The organism is Streptomyces sp. NPDC046831 (genome assembly GCF_040645305.1).
Classification (GTDB): domain Bacteria; phylum Actinomycetota; class Actinomycetes; order Streptomycetales; family Streptomycetaceae; genus Streptomyces.
Map to the genome: position 1 here is coordinate 162,147 of NZ_JBEYXZ010000004.1, position 23,897 is coordinate 186,043.

A 23,897-nucleotide genomic window follows, 5' to 3' on the forward strand; every position below is an offset into this window, starting at 1 on the left:
GCTGTGAGTATGATCACTGACCGCACAAGAGTGACAGCAGAGGGTGGCCGAGGGGTGGGTGCGGAATGGCCACAAGCGGAACGGGTCGCCGGGGGCCGCCCACGAGTGCCGCACAACTGGGGCAGGGGCGTGTTTTCTTTGCCGGGAAATCGTTCGACCGTTCCGGTGGGGGTCATACTCTCTGTCGACCTCGGCCGCTCGGGCGGTCCTGGGACGGGGGACCATTGCTTCGGGACGCAAGACGGTGGAAGGGCTACCGCGCATGCACGGCACGGTCGACGGATTCAGCTACGGCCTCGTCACCCCGGTGGTGGCCTATCTCATGGCCTGCCTCGGCGGGGCCCTGGGCCTGCGCTGCACCACCCGGGCCCAGCTCGCCCCGCACTCCTGGCGGCCCGGCTGGCTCGCCCTCGGCTCGGCAGCCCTGGGCTCGGGCATATGGACCATGCACTTCATCGCGATGATGGGCTTCACGGTCCGGGAGGCGCCGGTCCACTACGACCGGCCCACCATGTACGCGAGCCTGGTGGTCCCCGTGGTGATGGTGGGCATCGGGATCTTCATGGTCGGCTACCGGGGCGCCACGGGATCCGCCCTGTTCACGGGGGGTACGATCACCGGCCTGGGCGTCGCCTCGATGCACTACCTGGGGATGGCCGGAATGCGCCTCGACGGCAGGCTGGAGTACAACACGCTCACCGTCGCCGCCTCCGTCGTCATCGCCGTCGTGGCCGCGACCGCCGCCCTCTGGGCGGCCGGGCAGGTCAGGGGCGTGATGTGGAGCCTCGGCGCGAGCCTCGTCATGGGTCTCGCCGTCAGCGGCATGCACTACACCGGCATGGCCGCCGTCAGCGTCCACCTGCACGGGGCGAGCGGCGGCCCCACCGGCGGCGAGTCACCGGCGGCCCTGCTGGCACCGATGCTGATCGGTCCGTTCGCCTTCCTGCTGCTGGCCGGCGTGGTCGTGGTGTTCGACCCGCTGATGGCCGCGGGCGGGGCCGACCGGACCCTCGCCGAACGCAAGCCGGGCGTACCGGCGCCCGGGCTCGTGCGGCACTCCGCCCGCCGCGCCGGCCTCCGCCCGCGCCGGCCCGTGGCGCACCGCGGCCCCACCCCGCAGAAACGGTGACCGGGACCGGTTGTCCGTGGGTGGTCGTACCGTGGATGCATGCGGCCCGTTTCCCACATCGAACGCACGGTGGCGCCCTTCGAGGTCGTCAGCCCCTACCAGCCGAGCGGCGACCAGCCGCAGGCCATCACCGAACTCGCCCGGCGCGTCGAGGCGGGTGAGAAGGACGTCGTCCTGCTCGGCGCGACCGGCACCGGCAAGTCCGCGACCACTGCGTGGATGATCGAGAAGCTCCAGCGTCCGACGCTCGTGATGGCGCCGAACAAGACGCTGGCCGCCCAGCTGGCGAACGAGTTCCGCGAGCTGCTGCCGAACAACGCGGTCGAGTACTTCGTCTCGTACTACGACTACTACCAGCCCGAGGCGTACGTCCCGCAGTCGGACACCTACATCGAGAAGGACTCCTCGATCAACGAGGAGGTCGAGCGTCTGCGTCACTCGGCGACGAACTCGCTGCTCACCCGGCGGGACGTCGTGGTGGTCGCGTCGGTCTCCTGCATCTACGGCCTCGGTACCCCGCAGGAGTACGTGGACCGCATGGTCCCGCTCCGGGTCGGTGACGAGATCGACCGGGACGAGCTGCTGCGCCGCTTCGTCGACATCCAGTACACCCGCAACGACATGGCCTTCGCCCGGGGCACCTTCCGCGTGCGCGGGGACACCATCGAGATCTTCCCGGTCTACGAGGAGCTGGCCGTCCGTATCGAGATGTTCGGCGACGAGATCGAGGCCCTCTCCACCCTCCACCCCCTCACCGGGGAGATCATCAGCGACGACCAGCAGCTCTACGTCTTCCCGGCCTCCCACTACGTCGCGGGCCCGGAGCGGATGGAGCGGGCGATCAACGGCATCGAGAAGGAACTGGGCGAGCGCCTGTCCGAGCTGGAGAAGCAGGGCAAACTCCTGGAGGCCCAGCGCCTGAGGATGCGCACGACGTACGACATCGAGATGCTCCGCCAGATCGGCACGTGCTCCGGCGTGGAGAACTACTCGATGCACTTCGACGACCGCGCGCCCGGCACGCCCCCGAACACGCTGCTCGACTACTTCCCGGACGACTTCCTGCTGGTCATCGACGAGTCGCATGTCACCGTGCCCCAGATCGGAGCCATGTACGAGGGCGACGCCTCCCGCAAGCGCACCCTCGTGGACCACGGCTTCCGGCTGCCCTCCGCGCTCGACAACCGCCCGCTGAAGTGGGAGGAGTTCCAGGAGCGCATCGGCCAGACGGTGTACCTGTCGGCGACCCCCGGGCAGTACGAGCTGTCGCGGTCGGACGGGCAGGTCGAGCAGATCATCCGTCCCACCGGCCTGGTCGACCCGGAGGTCGTCGTCAAGCCGACGGAGGGCCAGATCGACGACCTGGTGCACGAGATCCGGCAGCGCGTCGAGCGGGACGAGCGCGTCCTGGTCACCACCCTCACCAAGAAGATGGCCGAGGACCTCACCGACTACTTCCTGGAGCTCGGCATCCAGGTGCGCTACCTGCACAGCGACGTGGACACCCTGCGACGCATCGAGCTGCTGCGCGAGCTGCGCGCCGGCGAGTACGACGTCCTCGTCGGCATCAACCTCCTCCGTGAGGGCCTCGACCTGCCCGAGGTCTCGCTGGTGGCCATCCTCGACGCCGACAAGGAGGGCTTCCTGCGCTCCGGCACGTCGCTCATCCAGACGATCGGCCGCGCCGCGCGCAACGTCTCCGGCCAGGTCCACATGTACGCGGACAAGATCACCCCGGCGATGGCGAAGGCCATCGACGAGACCAACCGCCGCCGGGAGAAGCAGGTCGCGTACAACAAGGCCAACGGCATCGACCCGCAGCCCCTGCGCAAGAAGATCAACGACATCGTCGCGCAGATCGCCCGCGAGGAGGTCGACACCGAGCAGCTGCTCGGCACCGGCTACCGCAAGACGAAGGACGGCAAGGGCGCCAAGGCCCCGGTGCCGTCGCTCGGCGACAAGGCGGCCAAGGCCGCCAAGCCGGCGAAGGCGGCCAAGGGCAAGGCCAAAACCGGGGAAACGGTGCCGACCGACCGTCCCGCGGCCGAGCTCGCCGCGCAGATCGAGGAGATGACGGAGCGGATGCGCGCCGCGGCGGCGGACCTCCGGTTCGAGGTCGCGGCCCGGCTGCGCGACGAGGTCTCCGAGATGAAGAAGGAGCTGCGCCAGATGAAGGAGGCCGGCCTCGTCTGACGGGGCGCACGGCGGGCGGCCGACGGCACGTCCGCCGCTCGCCGCGCTGCGGGGCGCGTCTGCCGGCGCGCCCCGCACCGGCTCGGGATCCGGCCCGGCCGGGCCGGGCTTCCCCGTCCGGTACGCGCTGTGTTGCAAGAACGACACAAAGTGCGGTCCGGGGTGCGGTCCTGTCAGTCCCCCTGCGTAGGGTTCTGGTCAACCGCGGATGCCGCGGCAACCGGGGAGCAGTCCGAGAGGGGAAGACGCCGTGACCGTCAACATGACCAAGGGCCAGGCCATCAGTCTGCAGAAGAACGACGGGGGCAGCCTGACCGCGGTCCGCATGGGTCTCGGCTGGCAGGCAGCGCCCCGCCGCGGCCTGTTCGGCTCGCGCACGCGGGAGATCGACCTCGACGCCTCCGCCGTGCTCTTCGCCGACAAGCAGCCGGTCGACGTCGTGTTCTTCCGCCACCTGGTGAGCGACGACGGCTCCGTGCGCCACACCGGCGACAACCTCGTCGGCGGCGCGGGACAGGGCGGTGACGACGAGGCCGTCCTCGTCGACCTGCAGCGCGTCCCGGTGCACATCGACCAGATCGTCTTCACGGTCAACTCCTTCACGGGCCAGACGTTCCAGGAGGTGCAGAACGCCTTCTGCCGCCTCGTCGACGAGACCAACGGCGAGGAACTCGCCCGCTACACGCTCGCGGGCGGCGGCAACTACACCGCGCAGGTCATGGCGAAGGTGCACCGCTCGGGCGCGGGCTGGTCGATGACGGCCCTGGGCACCCCGGCCAACGGCCGCACCTTCCAGGACCTGATGCCGGCGATCCTGCCGCACCTGTAGGACGGCCGGCGAGCGGCACCGACACAACGACACAGGGGGAGCAGGGCGATGACGGCCGAGCTGGTGCGGGGGCAGAACCACCCGCTGTCCGAGGCCCGCCTCGACATCCGGGTCTCGGCCGGCACACCGGTCGTGGCCGCGGCCGCCCTCGGCGGCGACGACGGCCGGCTGCGGGACCCGGAGTCGGTGGCGCATCCCGCGGCCCCCGTCCTGCCGGGGCTGGAGGTCTCCCGGCGGGCGGCCGCGGATCACCGCCTCTCGGTGGACCTGGCCGCCGTCCCGGACGCCGTGCACCGCGTCGACGTGCTGCTCGTCCTGCCCGAGGCCGGCCCGGGCCCGGCCCGCTTCGGCGCCGTCGCCGCGCCCTTCGTCGCGGTCACCGCCCTCGACGGCACCGAACTCGCCGGCTACACCATCACCGGCCTGGACACCGAGTCGGCGGTGGTCGCCCTGGAGCTCTACCGCAGGCAGGGAAGCTGGAAGGTCCGCGCCGTCGGTCAGGGATACGCGGGCGGCCTCGCCGAGCTCCTCGCCGACCTGGGCCTGGCCCAGGTCCAGGCCCACCGGCTCGCCGGCGCCGTCGAGGACGCGGTGGCCCGCGACCTGACCGGCTCGCCGACGGCAGCGCCGCCGCGTCCGGCCGACACCGACCGCGCGCGGGCCGCGCACGCCGCGGCGCCCGGCCCGGACCACAGCCGTCCGGCGGCCCCACCGCCCCTCCCCGAACCAGTGCCGCCGCAGCCGGCGTCCCCCTCCGACAGCCCGTTCACACAGGCCGGGCACGCCGTCTCCGGCGTCACCCCCGAAACGCCGCACCCCGGCTCAGACGCGCCGCGGCAGGACGCCCCGGACGCGTCCGGCCCCTCCGCCGCGCCCCGTCCGGCGGCGGCCGGCCCCATCGACTACAGCCACCCACGCCGGCCCGCCACGGCCCCGCCCCCGTTGCCGCCCGGACAGCCCGCGCAGCCGGTCGCGGGCGACGCGACCGGCTGGTCCATGGACGAGCGGCTCTACAACCAGGTCTGGGGCATGTTCGAGGACCTGGCGCGCGCCACGGCCGCGTACCGCGGCGCCGTCGACTTCGCCGACTCGCGCATGGAGAAGGAACTCGACCAGGTGCTGTCCGACCCCCGCAGCCGGCTCGGCGGACAGGGGGCCGCCGCGCGCGAGGCGGCCCGCGCCAAGCACGCCCGGCTCGTCGACCAGGCCAGAGCGGCCCTCGACCGTGACCTCGCCCAGCTCACCGCCGAGTCCGAGGTCGTCGAACCCGCCCTGCCGCCCGCGTACGCCGGCTGGGACAGCCCGGTGTGGCACAACTACCGCGTGCCGGCGCAGACACCCATGGCCGTGCGCCTGGGCGACCTCAGCCTGCCCGAGAGCGCGTCCGTGCGCATCCCCCTGCTGGTCAGGCTGCCGCTGGAACGGGGCCTGTGGATCGACAGCGGCCGCACCTCGACGGGCGGCGGCTTCCTGACCGACGAGGACGCGCTGCGCCGTCTGGCGATGGAGACGGCCGTGGCGCACGCGGCCCGGCTGCTCGCCGTCCACCCACCGGGCGAGTTCGGTGTGCACGTCATCGACCCGGCCGGCTCGGGAGCGCAGGCGCTCGTCGCGCTCCTTCAGACGGGTGTGCTCGCGGGGCCGCCCGCGATCGGCGCCGCGGGGGTCACGGAGGTGCTGGGCCGGCTCACCGAGCGGGTCGACCTGATCCAGATGGCCGTGCGCGGGGGCGCGCCCGACGCGTTGCCGCCGGGCTTCGACATGTCCCGGCAGTTGCTGATCGTCCACGACTTCCCGCACGGCTTCGACGACCGCGCCGTGACCCGGCTGCGCTACCTGGCCGACGAGGGACCGGCCGCGGGCGTCCACCTGATGATGGTCGCCGACCGGGAGGACGCCGCCGCCTACGGACCGTTGCTCGACCCGCTGTGGCGTTCGCTGCTGCGACTGACCCCTGTTCCCGACGACCACCTCGCCGACCCCTGGGTGGGCCACGCCTGGACGTACGAACCGCCGGTGGTGCCGCCCGGCAGCCAGGTCGTCCAGCAGGTCCTGACCCGGGTCGCGGCCGCCCGCCGCGACGGGGGCCGGTGAGGGAAGGCGCCTTCCGCCTGCAGTTGTCAAGCCGCTCCCGAAAGCCTCTGACCAGGCGACTTGGCATTTTCTTTGCTGAGCCCTTTACCTTCCCTTGGTGATTGGGTTACCGTTTTGCGTACGGAGGGGAGTACTCCCTGCTGGCTGCGGCGCACCCGTCAATACGGATCCGGCCGGATCCCGGGGCGCCGGCCCACGTAGCCCGGCGCCCGACGTGCGCCGGACTCCGCGGGTGGAAGAGACCTCCGGCAGCGACGACGCTGAACCGTTTGCCGTTACGCACCTGCCGGAGGAGCAGTGGACGTTTCCATGACCCTGTGGGTCCTGACCATCCTGGGCCTCGCCGCCCTCATCGCGGTCGACTTCTTCATCGGGCGAAAGCCCCACGACGTGTCGATCAAGGAAGCCGGAATCTGGACCGTCGTCTGGATCGCCCTGGCCGGCCTCTTCGGAGTCGGCCTGCTCGTCTTCGCCGGCGGGCAGCCCGCCGGCGAGTTCTTCGCCGGTTTCATCACCGAGAAGTCGCTGAGCGTCGACAACCTCTTCGTCTTCGTCCTGATCATGGCGAAGTTCGCCGTGCCGTCGCAGTACCAGCAACGGGTGCTGCTCGTCGGAGTGCTGATAGCGCTGGTGCTGCGCGCGGTCTTCATCGCCGCGGGCGCCGCCATCATCGCGAACTTCTCGTGGGTCTTCTACCTCTTCGGAGCCTTCCTCATCTGGACCGCCTGGAAGCTCATCCAGGAGGCCCGTGCCGAGGAGGAGGGCGAGGAGTACGAGGAGAACAAGGTGCTCAAGGCCGCCGAGCGCCGCTTCGGTGTCGCCGACCGCTACCACGGCACCAAGCTCTGGATCCGGGAGAACGGCCGGCGCGTCATGACGCCGATGCTGGTCGTGATGCTCGCGATCGGCACCACCGACGTGCTCTTCGCGCTGGACTCCATCCCCGCGATCTTCGGCCTCACCCAGGACCCCTACATCGTCTTCACCGCCAACGCCTTCGCGCTGATGGGTCTGCGGCAGCTGTACTTCCTGATCGGCGGCCTGCTGAAGAGGCTGGTCCACCTGTCCTACGGCCTGTCGGTCATCCTCGGCTTCATCGGCGTGAAGCTGGTGCTGCACGCGCTGCACGAGTCCGGCGTCCACGTCCCGGAGATCAGCATCCCGGTCTCCCTCGGCGTGATCGTCGCCGTCCTGGCCGTCACCACGGTCACCAGCCTGGCGGCCTCCAGGAAGCAAGCGGCGGCCGAGGCCGCCGAGGAGCGCGCCGACAGCAGAAGCAAGGGCAGCGTCGACGTCTGACCGCGGCCCGGCGGGTCCGCCTGCCGGCCCGCCCGAGGGCCCCGTGGCGAGGCGTCGCGGGGCCCGGCATCCGTACGCCGTACAAGGAGGGAAAGGCCTTGTTCAGCACCGGAATGCGAAGCCCGTGCACGTCTGGGACGATCGCAGCATGATCGCTCGGCTCCGGACGCTCACTGCACAGTGGACGACCGTCGCGCCGGTGGTCGCGGTCGTCCTGCTGGCCCTGACGTGGGGACGCGAACTGCCCGTCGTGGTCGTCGTGGTGATGACCGCGGTCCTCGCGGGTGCGGTGCTGGCAGCCGTGCACCATGCCGAGGTGGTCGCCCACCGGGTCGGTGAACCCTTCGGTTCGCTCGTCCTGGCCGTCGCCGTCACCGTCATCGAGGTCGCGCTGATCGTCACGCTGATGCTGGACGGCGGCGACAAGAGCGCCACCCTGGCCAGGGACACGGTCTTCGCCGCGGTGATGATCACCCTCAACGGCGTGGTCGGTCTGTGCCTCCTCGTCGGCTCGCTGCGCCACGGCACGGCCGTCTTCAATCCGGAGGGGACCGGTGCCGCCCTCGCCACCGTGGCGACCCTGGCGACGCTCAGCCTCGTGCTGCCGACGTTCACCACGAGCAAGCCGGGCCCGGAGTTCTCCGGCGTGCAGCTCACGTTCGCCGCGCTCTCCTCACTGATCCTGTACGGCCTGTTCGTCACGACCCAGACCGTCCGGCACCGCGACTACTTCCTCCCCATCACCCGGCAGGGCGAGGTGATCACCACGGAGGAGCACGCCAAGGTGCCGTCCGCGCGTGCCGCGTGGAGCAGTATCGGACTGCTGGGGCTGGCCCTGATCGGCGTGGTCGGACTGGCCAAGGGCGTGTCGCCCACCATCGAGTCCGGAGTGGCGGCCGCCGGGCTGCACCAGGCCGTGGTCGGTGTGATCATCGCGCTCCTGGTCCTCCTGCCCGAGACCATCGCAGCGCTGCGCTCCGCCCGGCGGGACCGGGTGCAGACCAGCCTCAACCTCGCCCTCGGCTCGGCGATGGCCAGCATCGGCCTGACCATCCCGGCGGTCGCCCTGGCGTCCGTCTGGCTGTCCGGGCCCCTCGTCCTGGGTCTCGGTGCCACGCACATGCTGCTGCTGGCCCTGACCGTCGTGGTGAGCTCGCTGACGGTGGTGCCGGGCCGGGCGACACCGCTCCAGGGCGGCGTCCACCTGGTGATCTTCGCGGCCTACCTGGAACTGGCGATCAACCCGTGACGCGGCGGGCGCCCACTCCGGTGGCTCCACCGGCCCGGACACCGCCGCCCGCGGTGGGGGGACACCTGTCCGGTGCACCGTGATAGACCGGGTCCGAGCAGCGGTGGTCAGCGCACCGCCGCCATCACCGACGGACCGGAGGAACCGTGCCCCGCACCCTGGCCAACGCCCCGATCATGATTCTCAACGGCCCCAACCTGAACCTGCTCGGGCAGCGCCAGCCGGAGATCTACGGCTCCGACACGCTCGCCGACGTCGAGGCCCTGTGCGTGAAGGCGGCGGCCGCGCACGGCGGCACGGTGGACTTCCGGCAGTCGAACCACGAGGGCGAGCTGGTCGACTGGATCCACGAGGCCCGGCTGCACCACTGCGGCATCGTGATCAACCCGGGCGCCTACTCGCACACCTCCGTCGCGATCCTCGACGCCCTCAACACCTGCGACGGCATGCCGGTGCTGGAGGTGCACATCTCCAACATCCACCAGCGCGAGTCGTTCCGGCACCACTCGTACGTCTCCCTGCGCGCGGACGGCGTCATCGCCGGCTGCGGGGTGCAGGGCTACGTGTTCGGCGTGGAGCGGGTCGCGGCGCTGGCCGGGCCGGCGCGCACGCAGGCCTGAGCCGCACGGCGCTGCCGGAGCGCGCCGCACGCGTCGCCGGCCGGCGACGCGTGCGGACGGTTCACTCGGGGGGCACGCCGGAAACGCGGACGCCGTGGGTGTGCGCAGGGCGCGCTCGGCGCGGTGCGCCCCCCCGCCCGCCGGCTCGCGGGAGCCGGCCGGGCCGCTCACCAGCCGCGGGCGTGCCACTCCGGCAGGTGGGGCCGCTCGGCGCCCAGCGTGGTGTCGTTGCCGTGTCCCGGGTAGACCCACGTCTCGTCCGGGAGGACGTCGAAGATCTTGGTCTCGATGTCGTGGATCAGACGGGCGAAGGCCTGCGGGTCCTTGTGCGTGTTGCCGACGCCCCCGGGGAAGAGGCAGTCGCCCGTGAACAGGTGCGGGTGACCGTGCGGGTCGTCGTATACCAGCGCGATGGAGCCCGGCGTGTGCCCGACCAGATGGCGTGCGGTGAGCTCCACGCGTCCCACCCGGATCGTGTCGCCGTCGTCGACGAGGACGTCGGTGGGCACGGGGATCCCTTCGGCGTCCTCGCGGCCGGCGTACGTCCGTGCGCCCGTCGCCGCGACGACCTCGGCCAGCGCCTGCCAGTGGTCGGCGTGCCGGTGGGTGGTGACGACAGCGGAGATGCCGTCGTCACCGATCATGCCGAGCAGCGTGGCGCCGTCGTTGGCGGCGTCGATCAGCAACTGCTCGTCCGTGGCCCGGCAGCGCAACAGGTAGACGTTGTTGTCCATGGGGCCGACCGCCATCTTGGTGATCATCAGGGCGCTCAGCTCGTGGACGTCCGCCGGGCCGCCGACCCGCACCTCTCCGCTGTACATCATGGCCGTCAGCCTATAGCGCGGGAAGTCGCGGGAGGGGTCCGCCGTCCACCGTCAGGGCGGCCCCCTCGCGGCGCCCGGCGAGCCAGCCCAGCAGGTCCGCGCGGCCTCCCGTGACGGTGACCGGGGGCCCGGCCGCCTCCCGGCCCGTGGTCCACGTGCCCGTGCCGTCCGTCAGCCGGGTGGCCGGCACGCCGGGGTTGCCCCGGAACCGCGCGGCGAGGAAGTCGATCTCCCGCTCCACGAACTCGGCCGGCAGGTCCTCCAGCTCGTACCCGATGCCCAGGTCCACATGGTGCAGCTCGACCTCCACCCACCGCCGGAACGGCACCCGCGCCGCGGAGTCGGTGACGCCGTTGCGCAGCTCGACGGTGCGCGACCAGTCCGCGGGCGCCTCCGTCGCGCGCTGGAAGCGGGCCGCGCTCTCACGCACGTCGTCGAGCTGTGCGCCGAGGGGGCGCGGGGCGTCCCGCTCGATGTCGGCGTCGCGTGTCCCGGCGTCGACGTACATGGGACGCCCCTCGAGGACGTTCACGAGGGCGTCGGCGTTGCGGGCGAGGTGGGCGAGGACATGACCCCGGGTCCAGCCGGGAAGGCGTGACGAGTGGGTCACAGCCTCGTTGTCCAGTTTCGCCGCTGCGGTGAGCAGCCGGTCGGTCGCCTCACGTACAGACGCCAGGTCGCGCGCGTGATCCATCATGGGGCCGACCCTAGCCGCGTGACACGTTCGGGTGAAGGTGGCCGACCTCGCCCGTAAATCGAATGCGCGTGCCATAAGGTCGTACCCGGCGTCGGGCATGCTGGAGAGTCGGGGATTGTTATGCATCCGGGCAACCGAACCGGCGTTGTCAGTGGCTCCCCCTAGTCTGAAGAAGCACGGGGGCCCCGCCCCTGTCACTTCTCTCAAGAAAGGTGCGGACCGGCGTGGCCGACCGTCTCATCGTCCGTGGCGCGCGCGAGCACAACCTGAAGAACGTCTCGCTCGACCTGCCTCGGGACTCGCTCATCGTCTTCACGGGCCTGTCCGGGTCGGGCAAGTCCTCCCTGGCCTTCGACACCATCTTCGCGGAGGGCCAGCGGCGCTACGTGGAGTCCCTCTCCTCCTACGCCCGGCAGTTCCTCGGCCAGATGGACAAGCCGGACGTCGACTTCATCGAGGGGCTCTCGCCGGCGGTCTCCATCGACCAGAAGTCCACCTCGCGCAACCCCCGTTCCACGGTCGGCACCATCACCGAGGTCTACGACTACCTGCGTCTGCTCTTCGCGCGCATCGGCAAGCCGCACTGTCCCGAGTGCGGCCGCCCGATCTCGCGCCAGTCGCCGCAGGCCATCGTCGACAGGGTCCTGGAGCTGCCGGAGGGCAGCCGTTTCCAGGTGCTGTCCCCGCTGGTGCGCGAGCGCAAGGGCGAGTTCGCCGACCTCTTCGCCGAGCTGCAGACCAAGGGCTACAGCCGCGCGCGCGTGGACGGCGAGACCGTCCAGCTGTCCCATCCGCCCACGCTGAAGAAGCAGGAGAAGCACACCATCGAGGTGGTCGTCGACCGCCTCACGGTGAAGGACTCCGCCAAGCGCCGCCTCACCGACTCCGTGGAGACGGCCCTCGGCCTGTCCGGCGGCATGGTCGTGCTCGACTTCGTCGACCTCCCCGAGGACGACCCCGAGCGCGAGCGCATGTTCTCCGAGCACCTCTACTGCCCGTACGACGACCTGTCCTTCGAGGAGCTGGAGCCCCGCTCCTTCTCCTTCAACTCGCCCTTCGGCGCCTGCCCCGAATGCACCGGCATCGGCACGCGCATGGAGGTCGACCCCGAGCTGATCGTCCCGGACGAGGAGAAGTCCCTCGACGAGGGCGCCATCCACCCCTGGTCGCACGGGCACACCAAGGACTACTTCGACCGCCTGATCGGCGCCCTGGCGGAGGCGCTCGGCTTCCGCACCGACATCCCCTTCGCGGGCCTGCCGCAGCGCGCGAAGAAGGCCCTGCTGTACGGCCACAAGACCCAGGTCGAGGTGCGCTACCGCAACCGCTACGGGCGCGAGCGCAGGTACACCACGCCCTTCGAGGGCGCCGTCCCCTTCGTCAAGCGCCGCCACAGCGAGGCCGAGAGCGACGCCAGCCGCGAGCGCTTCGAGGGCTACATGCGCGAGGTGCCCTGCCCCGGCTGCGAGGGCACGCGCCTGAAGCCGGTCGTCCTCGCGGTGACGATCATGGGCAAGTCCATCGCGGAGGTCTCCGCGATGTCCATCAGCGACTGCGCGGACTTCCTGGGCCAACTGAAGCTCACCGCCCGCGACAAGAAGATCGCCGAGCGGGTCCTGAAGGAGGTCAACGAGCGGCTGCGCTTCCTCGTCGACGTCGGTCTGGACTACCTCTCGCTGAACCGCGCGGCCGGCACGCTCTCCGGCGGCGAGGCCCAGCGCATCCGGCTGGCCACCCAGATCGGCTCCGGTCTCGTCGGCGTCCTGTACGTCCTGGACGAGCCGTCCATCGGCCTGCACCAGCGCGACAACCACCGGCTGATCGAGACCCTGGTCCGGCTGCGCGACATGGGCAACACGCTCATCGTGGTCGAGCACGACGAGGACACCATCAAGGTGGCCGACTGGATCGTCGACATCGGCCCCGGCGCGGGCGAGCACGGCGGCAAGGTCGTGCACAGCGGCTCCCTGAAGGAGCTGCTCGCCAACGCCGAGTCGCAGACCGGGCTGTACCTGTCCGGCAAGAAGGCCATCCCGGTGCCCGACGTCCGGCGCCCGCGCGACCCGTCCCGGCAGCTCACGGTGCACGGCGCCCGTGAGAACAACCTCCAGGACATCGACGTCTCGTTCCCGCTGGGCGTGTTCACGGCCGTCACCGGCGTGTCCGGCTCCGGCAAGTCGACGCTCGTCAACGACATCCTGTACACGCACCTGGCCCGGGAGCTGAACGGCGCCCGCAACGTCCCGGGGCGGCACACGCGCGTGGACGGCGACGACCTCGTCGACAAGGTCGTGCACGTCGACCAGTCGCCCATCGGCCGCACCCCGCGGTCGAACCCGGCGACGTACACCGGCGTCTTCGACCACATCCGCAGGCTGTTCGCCGAGACGACCGAGGCGAAGGTCCGCGGCTACCTGCCGGGCCGCTTCTCCTTCAACGTCAAGGGCGGCCGCTGCGAGAACTGCGCGGGCGACGGCACCATCAAGATCGAGATGAACTTCCTCCCGGACGTGTACGTCCCGTGCGAGGTCTGCCACGGCGCCCGGTACAACCGGGAGACCCTGGAGGTCCACTACAAGGGCAAGTCCATCGCCGACGTGCTGAACATGCCGATCGAGGAGGCCATGGACTTCTTCGACGCGGTGCCCGCCATCTCGCGTCACCTGCGGACCCTGAACGACGTCGGCCTCGGCTACGTCAGGCTCGGCCAGTCCGCGACCACCCTCTCCGGCGGTGAGGCGCAGCGGGTGAAGCTCGCCAGCGAGCTGCAGCGCCGCTCCACCGGCCGCACGGTCTACGTCCTGGACGAGCCGACCACCGGTCTGCACTTCGAGGACATCAGCAAGCTGCTGAAGGTCCTGTCCGGTCTGGTCGACAAGGGCAACACCGTCATCGTCATCGAGCACAACCTCGACGTGATCAAGACGGCCGACTGGCTCGTCGACATGGGCCCCGAGGGCGGCGCCGGCGGCGGCCTGGTGGTCGCCGAGGGCACGCCCGAGCAGGTGGCCGCGGTACCGGCCAGCCACACCGGCAAGTTCCTGCGCGAGGTTCTCGGCGCCGACCGCATCAGCGACGCCGAACCGGTCAGGACGCCGCGCAGGGCCGCCGCCAAGAAGGCGGTGGCGGCAGCGGCGCCGGCGAAGCGGACGGCGACGGCCAGGACGGCCGGATCCGCCGCGGCCAAGAAGGCCGCCGGGGCCGGCAAGAAGGCGGTGCCGGCCCAGAAGACGGCGCGGACGCGCAAGGCCTGAGACGAGGCACACGACGCGACAGCGCCCCCACGGGATCGATCCCGCGGGGGTGCTGTCGCGTCGTGAGCGTTCTTCGCGCAGCCGTGCGGCGCGTGCGCCGCCCGTCTACGGCGCGCCCACCTCGCGGACGTACGGCGGCTCCGCGCCCGCCCGTGAGCACGTGACGGCCGCCGCGCGCGCGGCGAAGCGCAGCAGACGCGTCCAGCCGGAGGCGCCGAGGGCAGCCAGGCCCTCGGGGGAGAGGGCGTCGCGAGCGGCCAGCCCGTGCAGCAGGGCCGCGTTGACCGTGTCGCCCGCGCCGATCGTGTCCACGACGTCGGCCTTCTCACCCGGAACCGAGTGCTCCGCGCCGTCCCGGGTGAAGGCCGTGAGCCCGTCGCCGCCGTGCGTGACCACCACCGCCGCGGGGCCGGCGGCCAGCCACTCGCGCGGACTGCCGCCGAGCCACCGTGCGTCCTCCACGGACAGCTTCAGCAGCGACACCGACGGCAGCCAGCTCCTGAAACGCGCCCGGTAGGCGTCCGCGTCCGGGATCAGCCCGGCGCGGATGTTGGGGTCGAGGGCGGTGAACACGCCGCGGGCCGCAGCCGTCCGCATCAGCTTCTCGTAGGCGCTCGCGCCGGGCTCCAGTACGAGCGAGCACGTGCCGAAGGACACCGCGCGGGTGGCGGCGGGCAGGTCGGCCGGGGCGGTGAACAGCCGGTCGGCGGTGCCGTCGACGTAGAACGAGTATGCGGCCGAGCCGTCGGCGCCGACGGTGGCGACGGCGAGCGTGGTGGGCTCGTCGCCGCGCTGCACACCGGAGACGTCCACGCCGGCCCGCCGCAGCCCGTCGAGCAGGGCTTCGCCGAAGGCGTCGGTCGAGGCGCGGGAGCAGAACGCCGTGGCCGAGCCGAGGCGCCCGAGGGCGACGGCCGTGTTGTACGGGCCGCCGCCGAGCGCCGGCTTGAGCTGCGCGAGGGCACCCGTGCCCTGCGGCACCAGGTCGATGAGGGCCTCACCGGCGACGACGATCACGGGTCGGATCCTTTCGGCGGCTGCTGGGCGGTTGCGCGGGCTGACGGGAGCGGGGAGCGGGCTGTGGGGCGCGCCGCGTGCCGCGATACGGCGCCCGAGGGCCGCTCGGGGCAGCCGCACGAGGTGCGGTGCACGAAGGTGCAGGCGAGCCGCACGGTCCGGGCGGAGCGGTCCGGCGCGGCCAGGCGCTCCAGCAGGACCTCGACGGCGCGCGTGCCGAGCTCCCTGCTGGGCTGCGCGACGGCGGTGAGCCGGGGCGAGAACAGGTCCGCCCACGGGAAGTCGTCGAAGCAGCACAGCGCGAGGTCGCCGGGCACGGACAGGCCCCGCTCGCGCAGCGCACGCAGCGCGCCGAGTGTCATCGCGTTGTTGGCGGTGACGAGGCCCGTGGGCGGCGCGGCGAGGGACAGCAGCGTCGCGGTGGCCCGTTCGGCGCCGTCCGAGGAGGAGTCGCCGTGGACGACGAGCCGGCCGTCGTGCGGGAGCCCGGACGCGGCGAGCCCCCGCCGGTAGCCGGCGATCCGTTCGCGGGTGGTGCTCAGCTCCGGCAGCCCCGCGACCAGACCGATCCGGCGGTGGCCGAGACCGGCGAGGTGAGCGACGAGGCGGGCCGTCGGTTCGGCGCCGTCCGCGCAGACCTGGTCGAAGGCGGGTGCGCCGTCCGGCAGGTCGTCGACGACCCGGTCCAGGAACACGGTGGGTACGCCGTGACGGCTGAGATAGGCGACGAGCTCGTGCGGGCGGGCGGACGGGGCCACGATGACGCCGTCGACACGGCGCTCGTGGAGGAGCCGGACGACCCTGCGCTCGTGCGCGGGGTCGTCGTGCGGGTCGGCGATGAGCAGGCTGTAGCCGTGCGCCAGGGCGGCGGCCTCGACCCCCTGGAGGATCTCCGTGAAGAACGGGTTGCCCACCGCCGACACCGCCAGCCCGATCGAGCGGGTGCGGGAGGTGACCAGGGAGCGGGCGAGGGTGTTGGGCGTGTAGCCGAGCTCCTCCACGGCCTCCAGGACGGCCCGGCGGGTGTGGGGGAGGACCGGGCGGGTGCCGTTCAGCACGTGCGACACGGTGGCCACCGAGACTCCGGCACTGCGCGCCACGTCCGCCATCGTCGCCATCGCGTTCAGCTCCCCGGATCGCCCCTGCCGCTTCCGCAGGCCCCCTCGCCGGGGACCGTATCCGATCGGGCGCCGGACGTAAACGCTTGCGCAATCGTTTGCGCACCGGCGGACCTGGTCTCCGGCCGTCCGGACCGTGTGGGTATCGTCGCGGTGCACAGCCCCCGGACCAGTGGAGAGACTCATGCCCGGCCGTCCCTCAGCGAGCCGTCGTACCGTCCTGCGCGGGGCGGCCCTCACGCCCGTCGCGGGACTGGGGATCGCCGCCTGCTCGCCGGGCGGTGGCGGTGGCCCGGCCGCCGCGGAACCCACGGCACCGGTCCGGCTCGGCGCCGAGAGCGAGGTCGCCGTGGGCGGCGCCAAGCTCTACCGGGAGCACAACGTGGTGGTCGCCCGCACCGCGAGCGGTGCCCTGAAGGCGTTCAGCACCATCTGCACCCACGCCGGCTGCGCCATCAACAAGCTGGAGGGGACGACCCTCGTCTGCCCCTGCCACGGCAGCCGGTTCGACGCGACGACGGGCGAGGTGAGGCAGTCCCCGGCCACCGAGGCGCTGCGGGAACTGCCCGTCCGCGCCGACAACGGCACGATCGTCGCGGGCCCGAAGGCCTGACCGGGACGGCCGCGCCTGCCGCGAGCACCGGCGCCCACCTCAGGGCGGGCCGGGTCACTCCGGCGCGGGCCTGCCTGCCGCTCCCGGCCCGTGGGCTCCCGCGCGCCGGTCCGCCCGCGCCCGCCCCGGCGGGGTCACTCCCAGTCCCAGCCGATGCCCAGGATCCCCGACCGCACGCGCGGCTCGACCAGATGGACGGAGCGGTGCCGCTCGCTGACCGCCAGGTCCTGACGGCCGCTGCGCGGGGCCGCCGCCGAGTGCTGCGCGAAGCGGTGGCAGCGCAGGGGCAGCACACCGGCGTCGAACCGCACCTGAAGGGCGTACTGCCCGCCCGCCGAGCCGAACCCGCGGACGTACTCGCGGGACACTCCCGCCGTGCCGTCCTCGACGCCGTAGCGGAAGAGGAAGGTGTCGCCGGCGCGCAGCCGGGTGTCGAAGAGGAGTTCGGCCACGAACACGCCCGTGTCGTGGTGCCAGCGGGTACGCCCCGCGCGGCAGTTCTCCAGGGCGTGCACGCGCATCCGCTCCGGCACGCAGTCCGGGTCGCCGTGGTGGACGGCGATGAAGCGGTCCACGCCGTGCCGGTGGGCGCGCACGATGTGCTGCGACTCGCGTCCGGCCAGTTCCCGGCGCGCCCCGACGCGTACGCGCTCGTGGTGCCCGAGGGTGTGCAGGCCGCCGTCGAGCGGCGCGTCCAGCTCGGCCAGCAGCCGTTCCAGGACGTCCGAGGCCTCGACGAGGGAACGGTAGGAACGGGCCGCGGGCCGACGGGCGGCCGAGCGGTCCTCGCTGTCGGCGAGCAGCCGGATCAGCGACTCGTCCGGCAGGTGCAGTATCTCCTCCAGCGCGCGTACCGCCCGCAGCGACTCGGGGCGCTGCGGGCGGCGGGCGCCCTGCTGCCAGTAGCTCAGACTGGTGACGCCGACTCTGACCCCGTAGCGCGACAGGTGGTGCTGCACGCGCTGCAGCGGCAGTCCCCGGGCGGCGATGGCGGCGCGCAGTGCGACGTGGAAGGGGCCGCCCCGCAGGGCCGTGTCCAGTTCGGCGGTGGTGACGTCCGCCTGCTGTGTGGCGTGCGGCATGCAGCGGCCTTTCTGTGAAGTGTCACAACGGCTGGTCAGACCGTTCACGCGGGCCCCCGGAGCGTGAGCCGGCGCGGGAAACGGGGCGTCCCCACCTGCGCACGCCGTCGTCCGGCCCCGAGTTCCCCCGCATTGAAGCGTGTTGACCAGGTCCCGACAACACCTGTGACCCGGCGGCGGTGCCCTCCTGGCCGAGTCGGCACCCCGGTCACGGCCCCCGGGCCGTCCGGGCGCCGGGCGGCCGGCCATCGGTCACCCTCCGCATAGGCGCACGTACGCGGTCCGCGGGGGCGCGCGGGCGGACCGGGCGCGGCGTCGTCCACAGGCCCGCCGCGCTGTCACCCCGCGCCAGTAGGGTGTGAAACATGGCCGACCCCTCCAGCTACCGCCCCCAGCCGGGACAGATCCCGGACTCTCCCGGGGTCTACAGGTTCCGCGACGAGCACCGCCGGGTGATCTACGTCGGAAAGGCGAAGAGCCTGCGCCAGCGCCTGGCGAACTACTTCCAGGACCTGGCGAACCTCCACCCGCGCACCCGGTCGATGGTCACCACGGCCGCGTCCGTGGAGTGGACCGTGGTGTCCACGGAGGTCGAGGCGCTGCAGCTGGAGTACTCCTGGATCAAGGAGTTCGATCCCCGGTTCAACGTCAAGTACCGCGACGACAAGAGCTACCCCTACCTCGCGGTGACCATGAACGAGGACGTCCCGCGCGTGCAGGTGATGCGCGGCCACAAGAAGAAGGGCGTGCGCTACTTCGGGCCGTACGCGCACGCGTGGGCCATCCGCGACACCGTGGACCTGCTGCTGCGGGTCTTCCCGGTGCGCACCTGCTCGGCAGGCGTCTTCCGGAACGCCGCCCGCACCGGCCGCCCCTGTCTGCTCGGCTACATCGGCAAGTGCTCCGCGCCCTGCGTCGGCCGGATCTCCGCCGAGGACCACCGGGAACTGGCCGAGGAGTTCTGCGACTTCATGGCCGGCCGCACGGGCACCTACCTGCGCCGCCTGGAGAAGCAGATGATGGCGGCGGCCGAGGACATGGAGTACGAGCGGGCCGCCCGCCTGCGCGACGACATAGGGGCCCTGAAGAGGGCCATGGAGAAGAACGCGGTCGTGCTCGCCGACGCGACCGACGCCGACCTCGTCGCCCTCGCGGAGGACGAACTGGAGGCGGCCGTGCAGATCTTCCACGTCCGGGGCGGACGGGTGCGCGGCCAGCGCGGCTGGGTCACCGACAAGGTCGAGGACGTCACCACCGGCGCCCTGGTCGAGCACGCCCTGCAGCAGCTGTACGGCGAGGAGACCGGGGACGCGGTGCCCAGGGAGGTCCTCGTCCCGGCCCTGCCCGACCCCGTGGAGCCGGTTCAGCAGTGGCTCACCGACCGGCGCGGGTCGAGCGTCTCGCTGCGCATACCGCAGCGCGGCGACAAGAGGGCGCTCATGGAGACGGTGCAGCGCAACGCGCAGCAGGCGCTGGTGCTGCACAAGACCAGGCGCGCCTCCGACCTGACCACCCGTTCGCGGGCGCTGGAGGAGATCGCCGAGGCCCTCGACCTGGACAGCGCCCCGCTGAGGATCGAGTGCTACGACATCTCCCATCTCCAGGGCGACGACGTCGTGGCCTCCATGGTCGTCTTCGAGGACGGCCTGCAGCGCAAGAGCGAGTACCGCCGCTTCCAGATCAAGGGCTTCGAGGGACAGGACGACGTCCGCTCCATGCACGAGGTCATCAGCCGCCGGTTCCGGCGCTACCTCGCGGAGAAGGAGAGGACCGGCGAGTGGACCGAGGGCCAGGACGCCCCCGCCGACGGCCAGGACGCGCCCGCCGGCGGTGAGGGACTCGTGGTCAACGGCTCCGCGGCCGCCTTCACCGAGGACGACGGACGGCCCAAGCGGTTCGCGTACCCGCCGCAGCTGGTCGTCGTCGACGGCGGGCAGCCGCAGGTCGCCGCCGCCCGCAGGGCCCTGGAGGAGCTGGGCATCGACGACATCGCCGTCTGCGGCCTGGCCAAGCGGCTGGAGGAGGTCTGGGTCCCCGGGGAGGACGACCCCGTGATCCTGCCGCGCACCAGCGAGGGCCTGTACCTGCTGCAGCGCATCCGTGACGAGGCCCACCGCTTCGCGATCACCTACCAGCGCACCAAGCGCGTCAAGCGCCTGCGGTCCAGCCCCCTGGACGACGTGCCCGGCCTCGGCGAGACACGCAAGCAGGCGCTCATCAAGCATTTCGGTTCGGTGAAGAAGCTGCGTTCCGCGACGATCGACCAGATCTGCGAGGTCCCGGGCATAGGCCGCAAGACGGCCGAGACGGTCGTCGTCGCCCTCGCCCAGGCGGCCCCGGCCGCGCCGGCCGTGAACACCGCCACTGGAGAGATCATGGAAGACATGGACGACGCGGTGCCCGGGACGACGGCGGGCTCCGCGGGGGCGCCCGTGGCCACGGGCGCCCCGGACGAACGACGGGGGCAGGAGACATGACCGAGCACGGCGAGCGGCCGACACCGGATCGAGATCGGGCGCTCAGGGAAACGCACAGGGAAACGGGAGAGGATGGCGTCCGGCAGGACACGCCCCAGGGCACTTCCCCGGGCCCTGCGCAGGGCACTCCCCACGACAACGGAGCACAGGTGAGTACGGGCATCGACACCGTCGGGTTCCCCGAAGCGGCCATCCCCGAGCTGGTGATCATCTCCGGCATGTCGGGCGCGGGGCGGTCGACGGCCGCCAAGTGTCTGGAGGACCTCGGCTGGTTCGTCGTCGACAACCTCCCGCCGGCGCTGATCCCCACCATGGTGGACCTCGGCGCCCGCTCGCAGGGCAACGTGGCGCGGATCGCGGTCGTCGTCGACGTGCGGGGCCGCCGCTTCTTCGACAATCTGCGCGAGTCCCTCGCGGACCTCGACGCCCGCGGGGTCACGCGGCGGATCGTCTTCCTGGAGTCCTCCGACGAGGCCCTGGTGCGGCGCTTCGAGTCGGTGCGCCGCCCGCACCCCCTGCAGGGCGACGGCCGCATCGTCGACGGCATCGCCGCCGAACGGGAACTGCTGCGCGAGCTGCGGGGCGACGCCGACCTGGTGATCGACACCTCCAGCCTCAACGTCCACGAACTGCGCGCCAAGATGGACGCCCGGTTCGCCGGCGAGGAGGAGCCCGAGCTGCGGGCCACCGTGATGTCCTTCGGCTTCAAGTACGGCCTGCCGGTCGACGCCGACCTGGTGGCGGACATGCGCTTCCTGCCCAACCCGCACTGGGTCCCGGAGCTGCGCCCGTTCACCGGCCTGAACGAGGAGGTCGCCGGCTACGTCTTCAACCAGCCCGGCGCCAAGGAGTTCCTCGACCGCTACGCCGAACTGCTGCGGCTCGTCGCGGCCGGGTACCGGCGCGAGGGCAAGCGCTACGTGACCATCGCCATCGGCTGCACGGGCGGCAAGCACCGCTCGGTGGCCATGTCCGAGAAGCTCGCCGCGCGGCTCGCCGCCGAGGGAGTGGAGACCGTGGTCGTACACCGGGACATGGGGCGCGAGTGACCGGACGTACTCCACGGCTGGGCAGACTGCGCCGGACGGTGCCCGAGGGCCGCCGCGGCCGCCCGGCGGCCGAAGGGCGCGCCGCCGAGGCCCGCGGCGGCAGACCGCGCCGCCGGGGCGCCCAGCCCAAGGTGGTCGCCCTCGGGGGCGGCATGGGCCTGTCCGCCTCGCTGGCCGCCCTGCGCCGGATCACCGGCGACCTCACCGCCGTCGTCACCGTGGCCGACGACGGCGGCTCCAGCGGGCGCCTGCGCGACGAGCTGGGCGTGCTGCCGCCCGGCGACCTGCGCAAGGCGCTGGCCGCGCTGTGCGGCGACGACGACTGGGGCCAGACCTGGGCCCGCGTCATCCAGCACCGCTTCACCTCCCAGGGCGACCTGCACGACCACGCGGTCGGCAACCTGCTGATCGTCGCGCTGTGGGAACAGCTCGGCGACCACGTCAAGGCCCTGGACCTGGTCGGCAAGCTGCTCGGCGCGCACGGCCGGGTACTGCCGATGTCCGCCGTGCCCCTGGAACTGCAGGCCCTGGTCAAGGGCCACGACCCGGCCCGGCCGGACTGCGTCGACACCGTCCGGGGCCAGGCGACCGTCGCGCTGACCCGCGGTGAGGTCCAGTCCGTGCACCTGGTGCCGCACGACCCGCCGGCCGTCCCGGAGGCCGTCGAGGCGGTCCTGGACGCCGACTGGGTCGTGCTCGGCCCCGGTTCCTGGTTCTCCTCGGTCATCCCGCACCTGCTGGTCCCCGAACTCCTGGACGCCCTGACCACGACGAAGGCGCGCCGGGTGCTCTCGCTCAACCTCGCACCGCAGCCGGGAGAAACCGCCGGCTTCTCCCCGCAGCGTCATGTGGAGGTTTTGGGACGACACGCCCCTAAACTCGCCCTGGACGTGGTGCTGGCCGACGAGGCCGCCGCGCCCGACCGCGACGTCCTCACCGAGGCCGCCAAGCGGTTCGGCGCCGCGGTCGAGCTGGCGCCGGTGGCCAGGGGCGACGGAACTCCCCGGCACGACCCGGAGCTGTTGGCCGCCGCGTACGACCGTATTTTTCGGATGCATGGAAGGATCGGCCCATGGCGATGACGGCAGCGGTGAAGGATGAGATCTCCCGGCTTCCCGTCACCCGGACCTGCTGCAGGAAGGCGGAGGTCTCCGCCATCCTGCGCTTCGCCGGCGGCCTCCATCTGGTGAGCGGGCGCATCGTGATCGAGGCGGAGCTGGACACCGCGATGGCGGCCCGCCGCCTCAAGCGGGACATCCTGGAGATCTTCGGCCACAGCTCCGAGCTGATCGTGATGGCGCCCGGCGGGCTGCGGCGCGGCTCGCGCTACGTGGTGCGCGTCGTGGCCGGCGGCGACCAGCTGGCTCGTCAGACCGGCCTGGTCGACGGCCGGGGACGGCCGATCCGCGGCCTGCCGCCGCAGGTGGTCTCGGGGGCCACCTGCGACGCCGAGGCCGCCTGGCGCGGGGCCTTCCTGGCGCACGGCTCGCTCACCGAGCCCGGGCGGTCGTCCTCCCTGGAGGTGACCTGCCCGGGACCGGAGGCCGCGCTCGCCCTGGTCGGCGCCGCCCGCCGGCTGTCGATCGCCGCCAAGGCCCGTGAGGTGCGCGGGGTGGACCGGGTGGTCGTCCGCGACGGCGACGCCATCGGAGCGCTGCTGACCCGCCTGGGCGCCCACGAGTCGGTGCTGGCCTGGGAGGAGCGGCGGATGCGCCGCGAGGTCCGGGCCACGGCGAACCGTCTGGCCAACTTCGACGACGCCAACCTGCGCCGCTCGGCGCGCGCCGCCGTCGCCGCCGGGGCCCGCGTCCAGCGGGCCCTGGAGATCCTCGGCGACGACGTGCCCGAGCACCTCGCGGCCGCGGGGCGGCTGCGCATGGAGCACAAGCAGGCCTCCCTCGAGGAGCTGGGCGCACTCGCCGACCCGCCGCTGACCAAGGACGCCGTCGCCGGACGCATCCGCCGCCTGCTGGCGATGGCCGACAAGCGCGCCGCCGACCTCGGCGTGCCCGGCACGGAGGCCAACCTCAGCGAGGAACTCGCCGACAACCTCGCCGGCTGACGCCCGCTCGGGTCCGTCCTGCGCGCGCCACGCGCAGGGACGGACGCCACGCGCACGGGCACCGACCCGCGCGCACTGACGCGGGTCACGCGCGCCGGGGCGAGGCACCCGGGCGACGCGAGTCGCCGGGCGGCCACGGCCACCCGGACGGGAGCGACTGTCCGGGCGGACGGGAGCCACCCCGTACGAACGCCGGCCGGCCGCACGGGAAGGGCCACCCGGGCGGACGGGAGCCACCCCGTACGAACGCCGGCCGGCCGCACGGGAAGGGCCACCCGGGCGGACGCGAGC

At 72.5% G+C, this 23,897-nt stretch carries 18 protein-coding genes; 13 read left to right on the forward strand and 5 right to left on the reverse strand.

Annotated features, from left to right (window positions below; all coding sequences use genetic code 11):
• The first annotated feature begins 262 nt into the window (after nt 1–262).
• The 7 genes from ABZ920_RS05740 to aroQ all read left to right on the forward strand — a co-directional run bounded on the left by ABZ920_RS05740 (nt 263) and on the right by aroQ (nt 9,413).
• On the forward strand, nt 263–1,129 hold the full coding sequence (locus ABZ920_RS05740) for an MHYT domain-containing protein (RefSeq protein WP_361499153.1): 867 nt from the start codon (nt 263–265) through the stop codon (nt 1,127–1,129).
• A 39-nt stretch (nt 1,130–1,168) separates the two neighbouring features.
• Nucleotides 1,169–3,322 carry an excinuclease ABC subunit UvrB gene (uvrB, locus tag ABZ920_RS05745; protein ID WP_361499155.1) on the forward strand — a complete coding sequence of 718 codons (2,154 nt, stop codon included), beginning with the start codon at nt 1,169–1,171 and terminating at the stop codon, nt 3,320–3,322.
• A gap of 250 nt (nt 3,323–3,572) precedes the next feature.
• Nucleotides 3,573–4,151: a TerD family protein gene (locus ABZ920_RS05750; protein WP_361499157.1), complete on the forward strand. Its 579-nt coding sequence runs from the start codon at nt 3,573–3,575 to the stop codon at nt 4,149–4,151.
• A gap of 48 nt (nt 4,152–4,199) precedes the next feature.
• Complete coding sequence (locus ABZ920_RS05755) at nt 4,200–6,245, forward strand: TerD family protein (RefSeq protein ID WP_361499159.1); 2,046 nt, start codon at nt 4,200–4,202, stop codon at nt 6,243–6,245.
• Nucleotides 6,246–6,542: 297 nt separating this feature from the next.
• On the forward strand, nt 6,543–7,544 hold the full coding sequence (locus ABZ920_RS05760) for a TerC family protein (protein WP_361499161.1): 1,002 nt from the start codon (nt 6,543–6,545) through the stop codon (nt 7,542–7,544).
• Nucleotides 7,545–7,692: 148 nt separating this feature from the next.
• Nucleotides 7,693–8,793, forward strand: coding sequence for an ionic transporter y4hA (locus ABZ920_RS05765; RefSeq protein ID WP_361499163.1), 1,101 nt, complete (start codon nt 7,693–7,695; stop codon nt 8,791–8,793).
• A gap of 146 nt (nt 8,794–8,939) precedes the next feature.
• Complete coding sequence (aroQ, locus tag ABZ920_RS05770) at nt 8,940–9,413, forward strand: type II 3-dehydroquinate dehydratase (protein WP_361499165.1); 474 nt, start codon at nt 8,940–8,942, stop codon at nt 9,411–9,413.
• Nucleotides 9,414–9,580: 167 nt separating this feature from the next.
• On the opposite strand, the gene ABZ920_RS05775 is transcribed toward aroQ, so the two are convergent.
• A complete protein-coding gene (locus ABZ920_RS05775; RefSeq protein WP_361499167.1) occupies nt 9,581–10,237 on the reverse strand; it encodes an MBL fold metallo-hydrolase in 657 nt (218 codons plus the stop codon).
• A gap of 10 nt (nt 10,238–10,247) precedes the next feature.
• Complete coding sequence (locus ABZ920_RS05780; RefSeq protein WP_361499169.1) at nt 10,248–10,934, reverse strand: maleylpyruvate isomerase family mycothiol-dependent enzyme; 687 nt, start codon at nt 10,932–10,934, stop codon at nt 10,248–10,250.
• A gap of 224 nt (nt 10,935–11,158) precedes the next feature.
• Here ABZ920_RS05780 and uvrA point away from each other — a divergent pair, with 224 nt between their 5' ends.
• Nucleotides 11,159–14,188: an excinuclease ABC subunit UvrA gene (gene uvrA, locus ABZ920_RS05785; RefSeq protein ID WP_361499171.1), complete on the forward strand. Its 3,030-nt coding sequence runs from the start codon at nt 11,159–11,161 to the stop codon at nt 14,186–14,188.
• A gap of 105 nt (nt 14,189–14,293) precedes the next feature.
• On the opposite strand, the gene ABZ920_RS05790 is transcribed toward uvrA, so the two are convergent.
• Nucleotides 14,294–15,205: a carbohydrate kinase gene (locus tag ABZ920_RS05790; RefSeq protein WP_361499173.1), complete on the reverse strand. Its 912-nt coding sequence runs from the start codon at nt 15,203–15,205 to the stop codon at nt 14,294–14,296.
• Nucleotides 15,202–16,323 (reverse strand): LacI family DNA-binding transcriptional regulator, encoded by a 1,122-nt coding sequence (locus ABZ920_RS05795; protein WP_361499175.1) that lies wholly within the window; start codon nt 16,321–16,323, stop codon nt 15,202–15,204. Before ABZ920_RS05795 ends, ABZ920_RS05790 begins: the two co-directional genes overlap by 4 nt.
• Nucleotides 16,324–16,507: 184 nt before the next feature.
• Between ABZ920_RS05795 and ABZ920_RS05800 the strand changes: the two genes are divergently transcribed.
• The gene (locus ABZ920_RS05800; RefSeq protein WP_361499177.1) at nt 16,508–16,936 is read left to right on the forward strand and encodes a Rieske (2Fe-2S) protein; all 429 of its coding nucleotides are present in this window, start codon (nt 16,508–16,510) and stop codon (nt 16,934–16,936) included.
• A gap of 134 nt (nt 16,937–17,070) precedes the next feature.
• On the opposite strand, the gene ABZ920_RS05805 is transcribed toward ABZ920_RS05800, so the two are convergent.
• Complete coding sequence (locus ABZ920_RS05805; protein ID WP_361499179.1) at nt 17,071–18,018, reverse strand: hypothetical protein; 948 nt, start codon at nt 18,016–18,018, stop codon at nt 17,071–17,073.
• A gap of 365 nt (nt 18,019–18,383) precedes the next feature.
• On the opposite strand from ABZ920_RS05805, the gene uvrC reads away from it, so the two are divergent.
• Genes uvrC through whiA form a run of 4 tightly spaced genes read left to right on the forward strand, consistent with a single transcriptional unit; the run spans nt 18,384 to nt 23,606 of the window.
• Nucleotides 18,384–20,495, forward strand: a complete 2,112-nt coding sequence (gene uvrC / locus ABZ920_RS05810; RefSeq protein WP_361499181.1) for an excinuclease ABC subunit UvrC — start codon at nt 18,384–18,386, stop codon at nt 20,493–20,495.
• The gene (gene rapZ / locus ABZ920_RS05815; RefSeq protein ID WP_361499183.1) at nt 20,492–21,544 is read left to right on the forward strand and encodes an RNase adapter RapZ; all 1,053 of its coding nucleotides are present in this window, start codon (nt 20,492–20,494) and stop codon (nt 21,542–21,544) included. Before uvrC ends, rapZ begins: the two co-directional genes overlap by 4 nt.
• Nucleotides 21,541–22,626 (forward strand): uridine diphosphate-N-acetylglucosamine-binding protein YvcK, encoded by a 1,086-nt coding sequence (yvcK, locus tag ABZ920_RS05820; RefSeq protein WP_361499185.1) that lies wholly within the window; start codon nt 21,541–21,543, stop codon nt 22,624–22,626. Before rapZ ends, yvcK begins: the two co-directional genes overlap by 4 nt.
• Nucleotides 22,617–23,606 carry a DNA-binding protein WhiA gene (gene whiA / locus ABZ920_RS05825; RefSeq protein WP_361499187.1) on the forward strand — a complete coding sequence of 330 codons (990 nt, stop codon included), beginning with the start codon at nt 22,617–22,619 and terminating at the stop codon, nt 23,604–23,606. The genes yvcK and whiA overlap by 10 nt, the downstream gene beginning before the upstream one ends.
• The last annotated feature ends 291 nt before the right edge of the window (nt 23,607–23,897 follow it).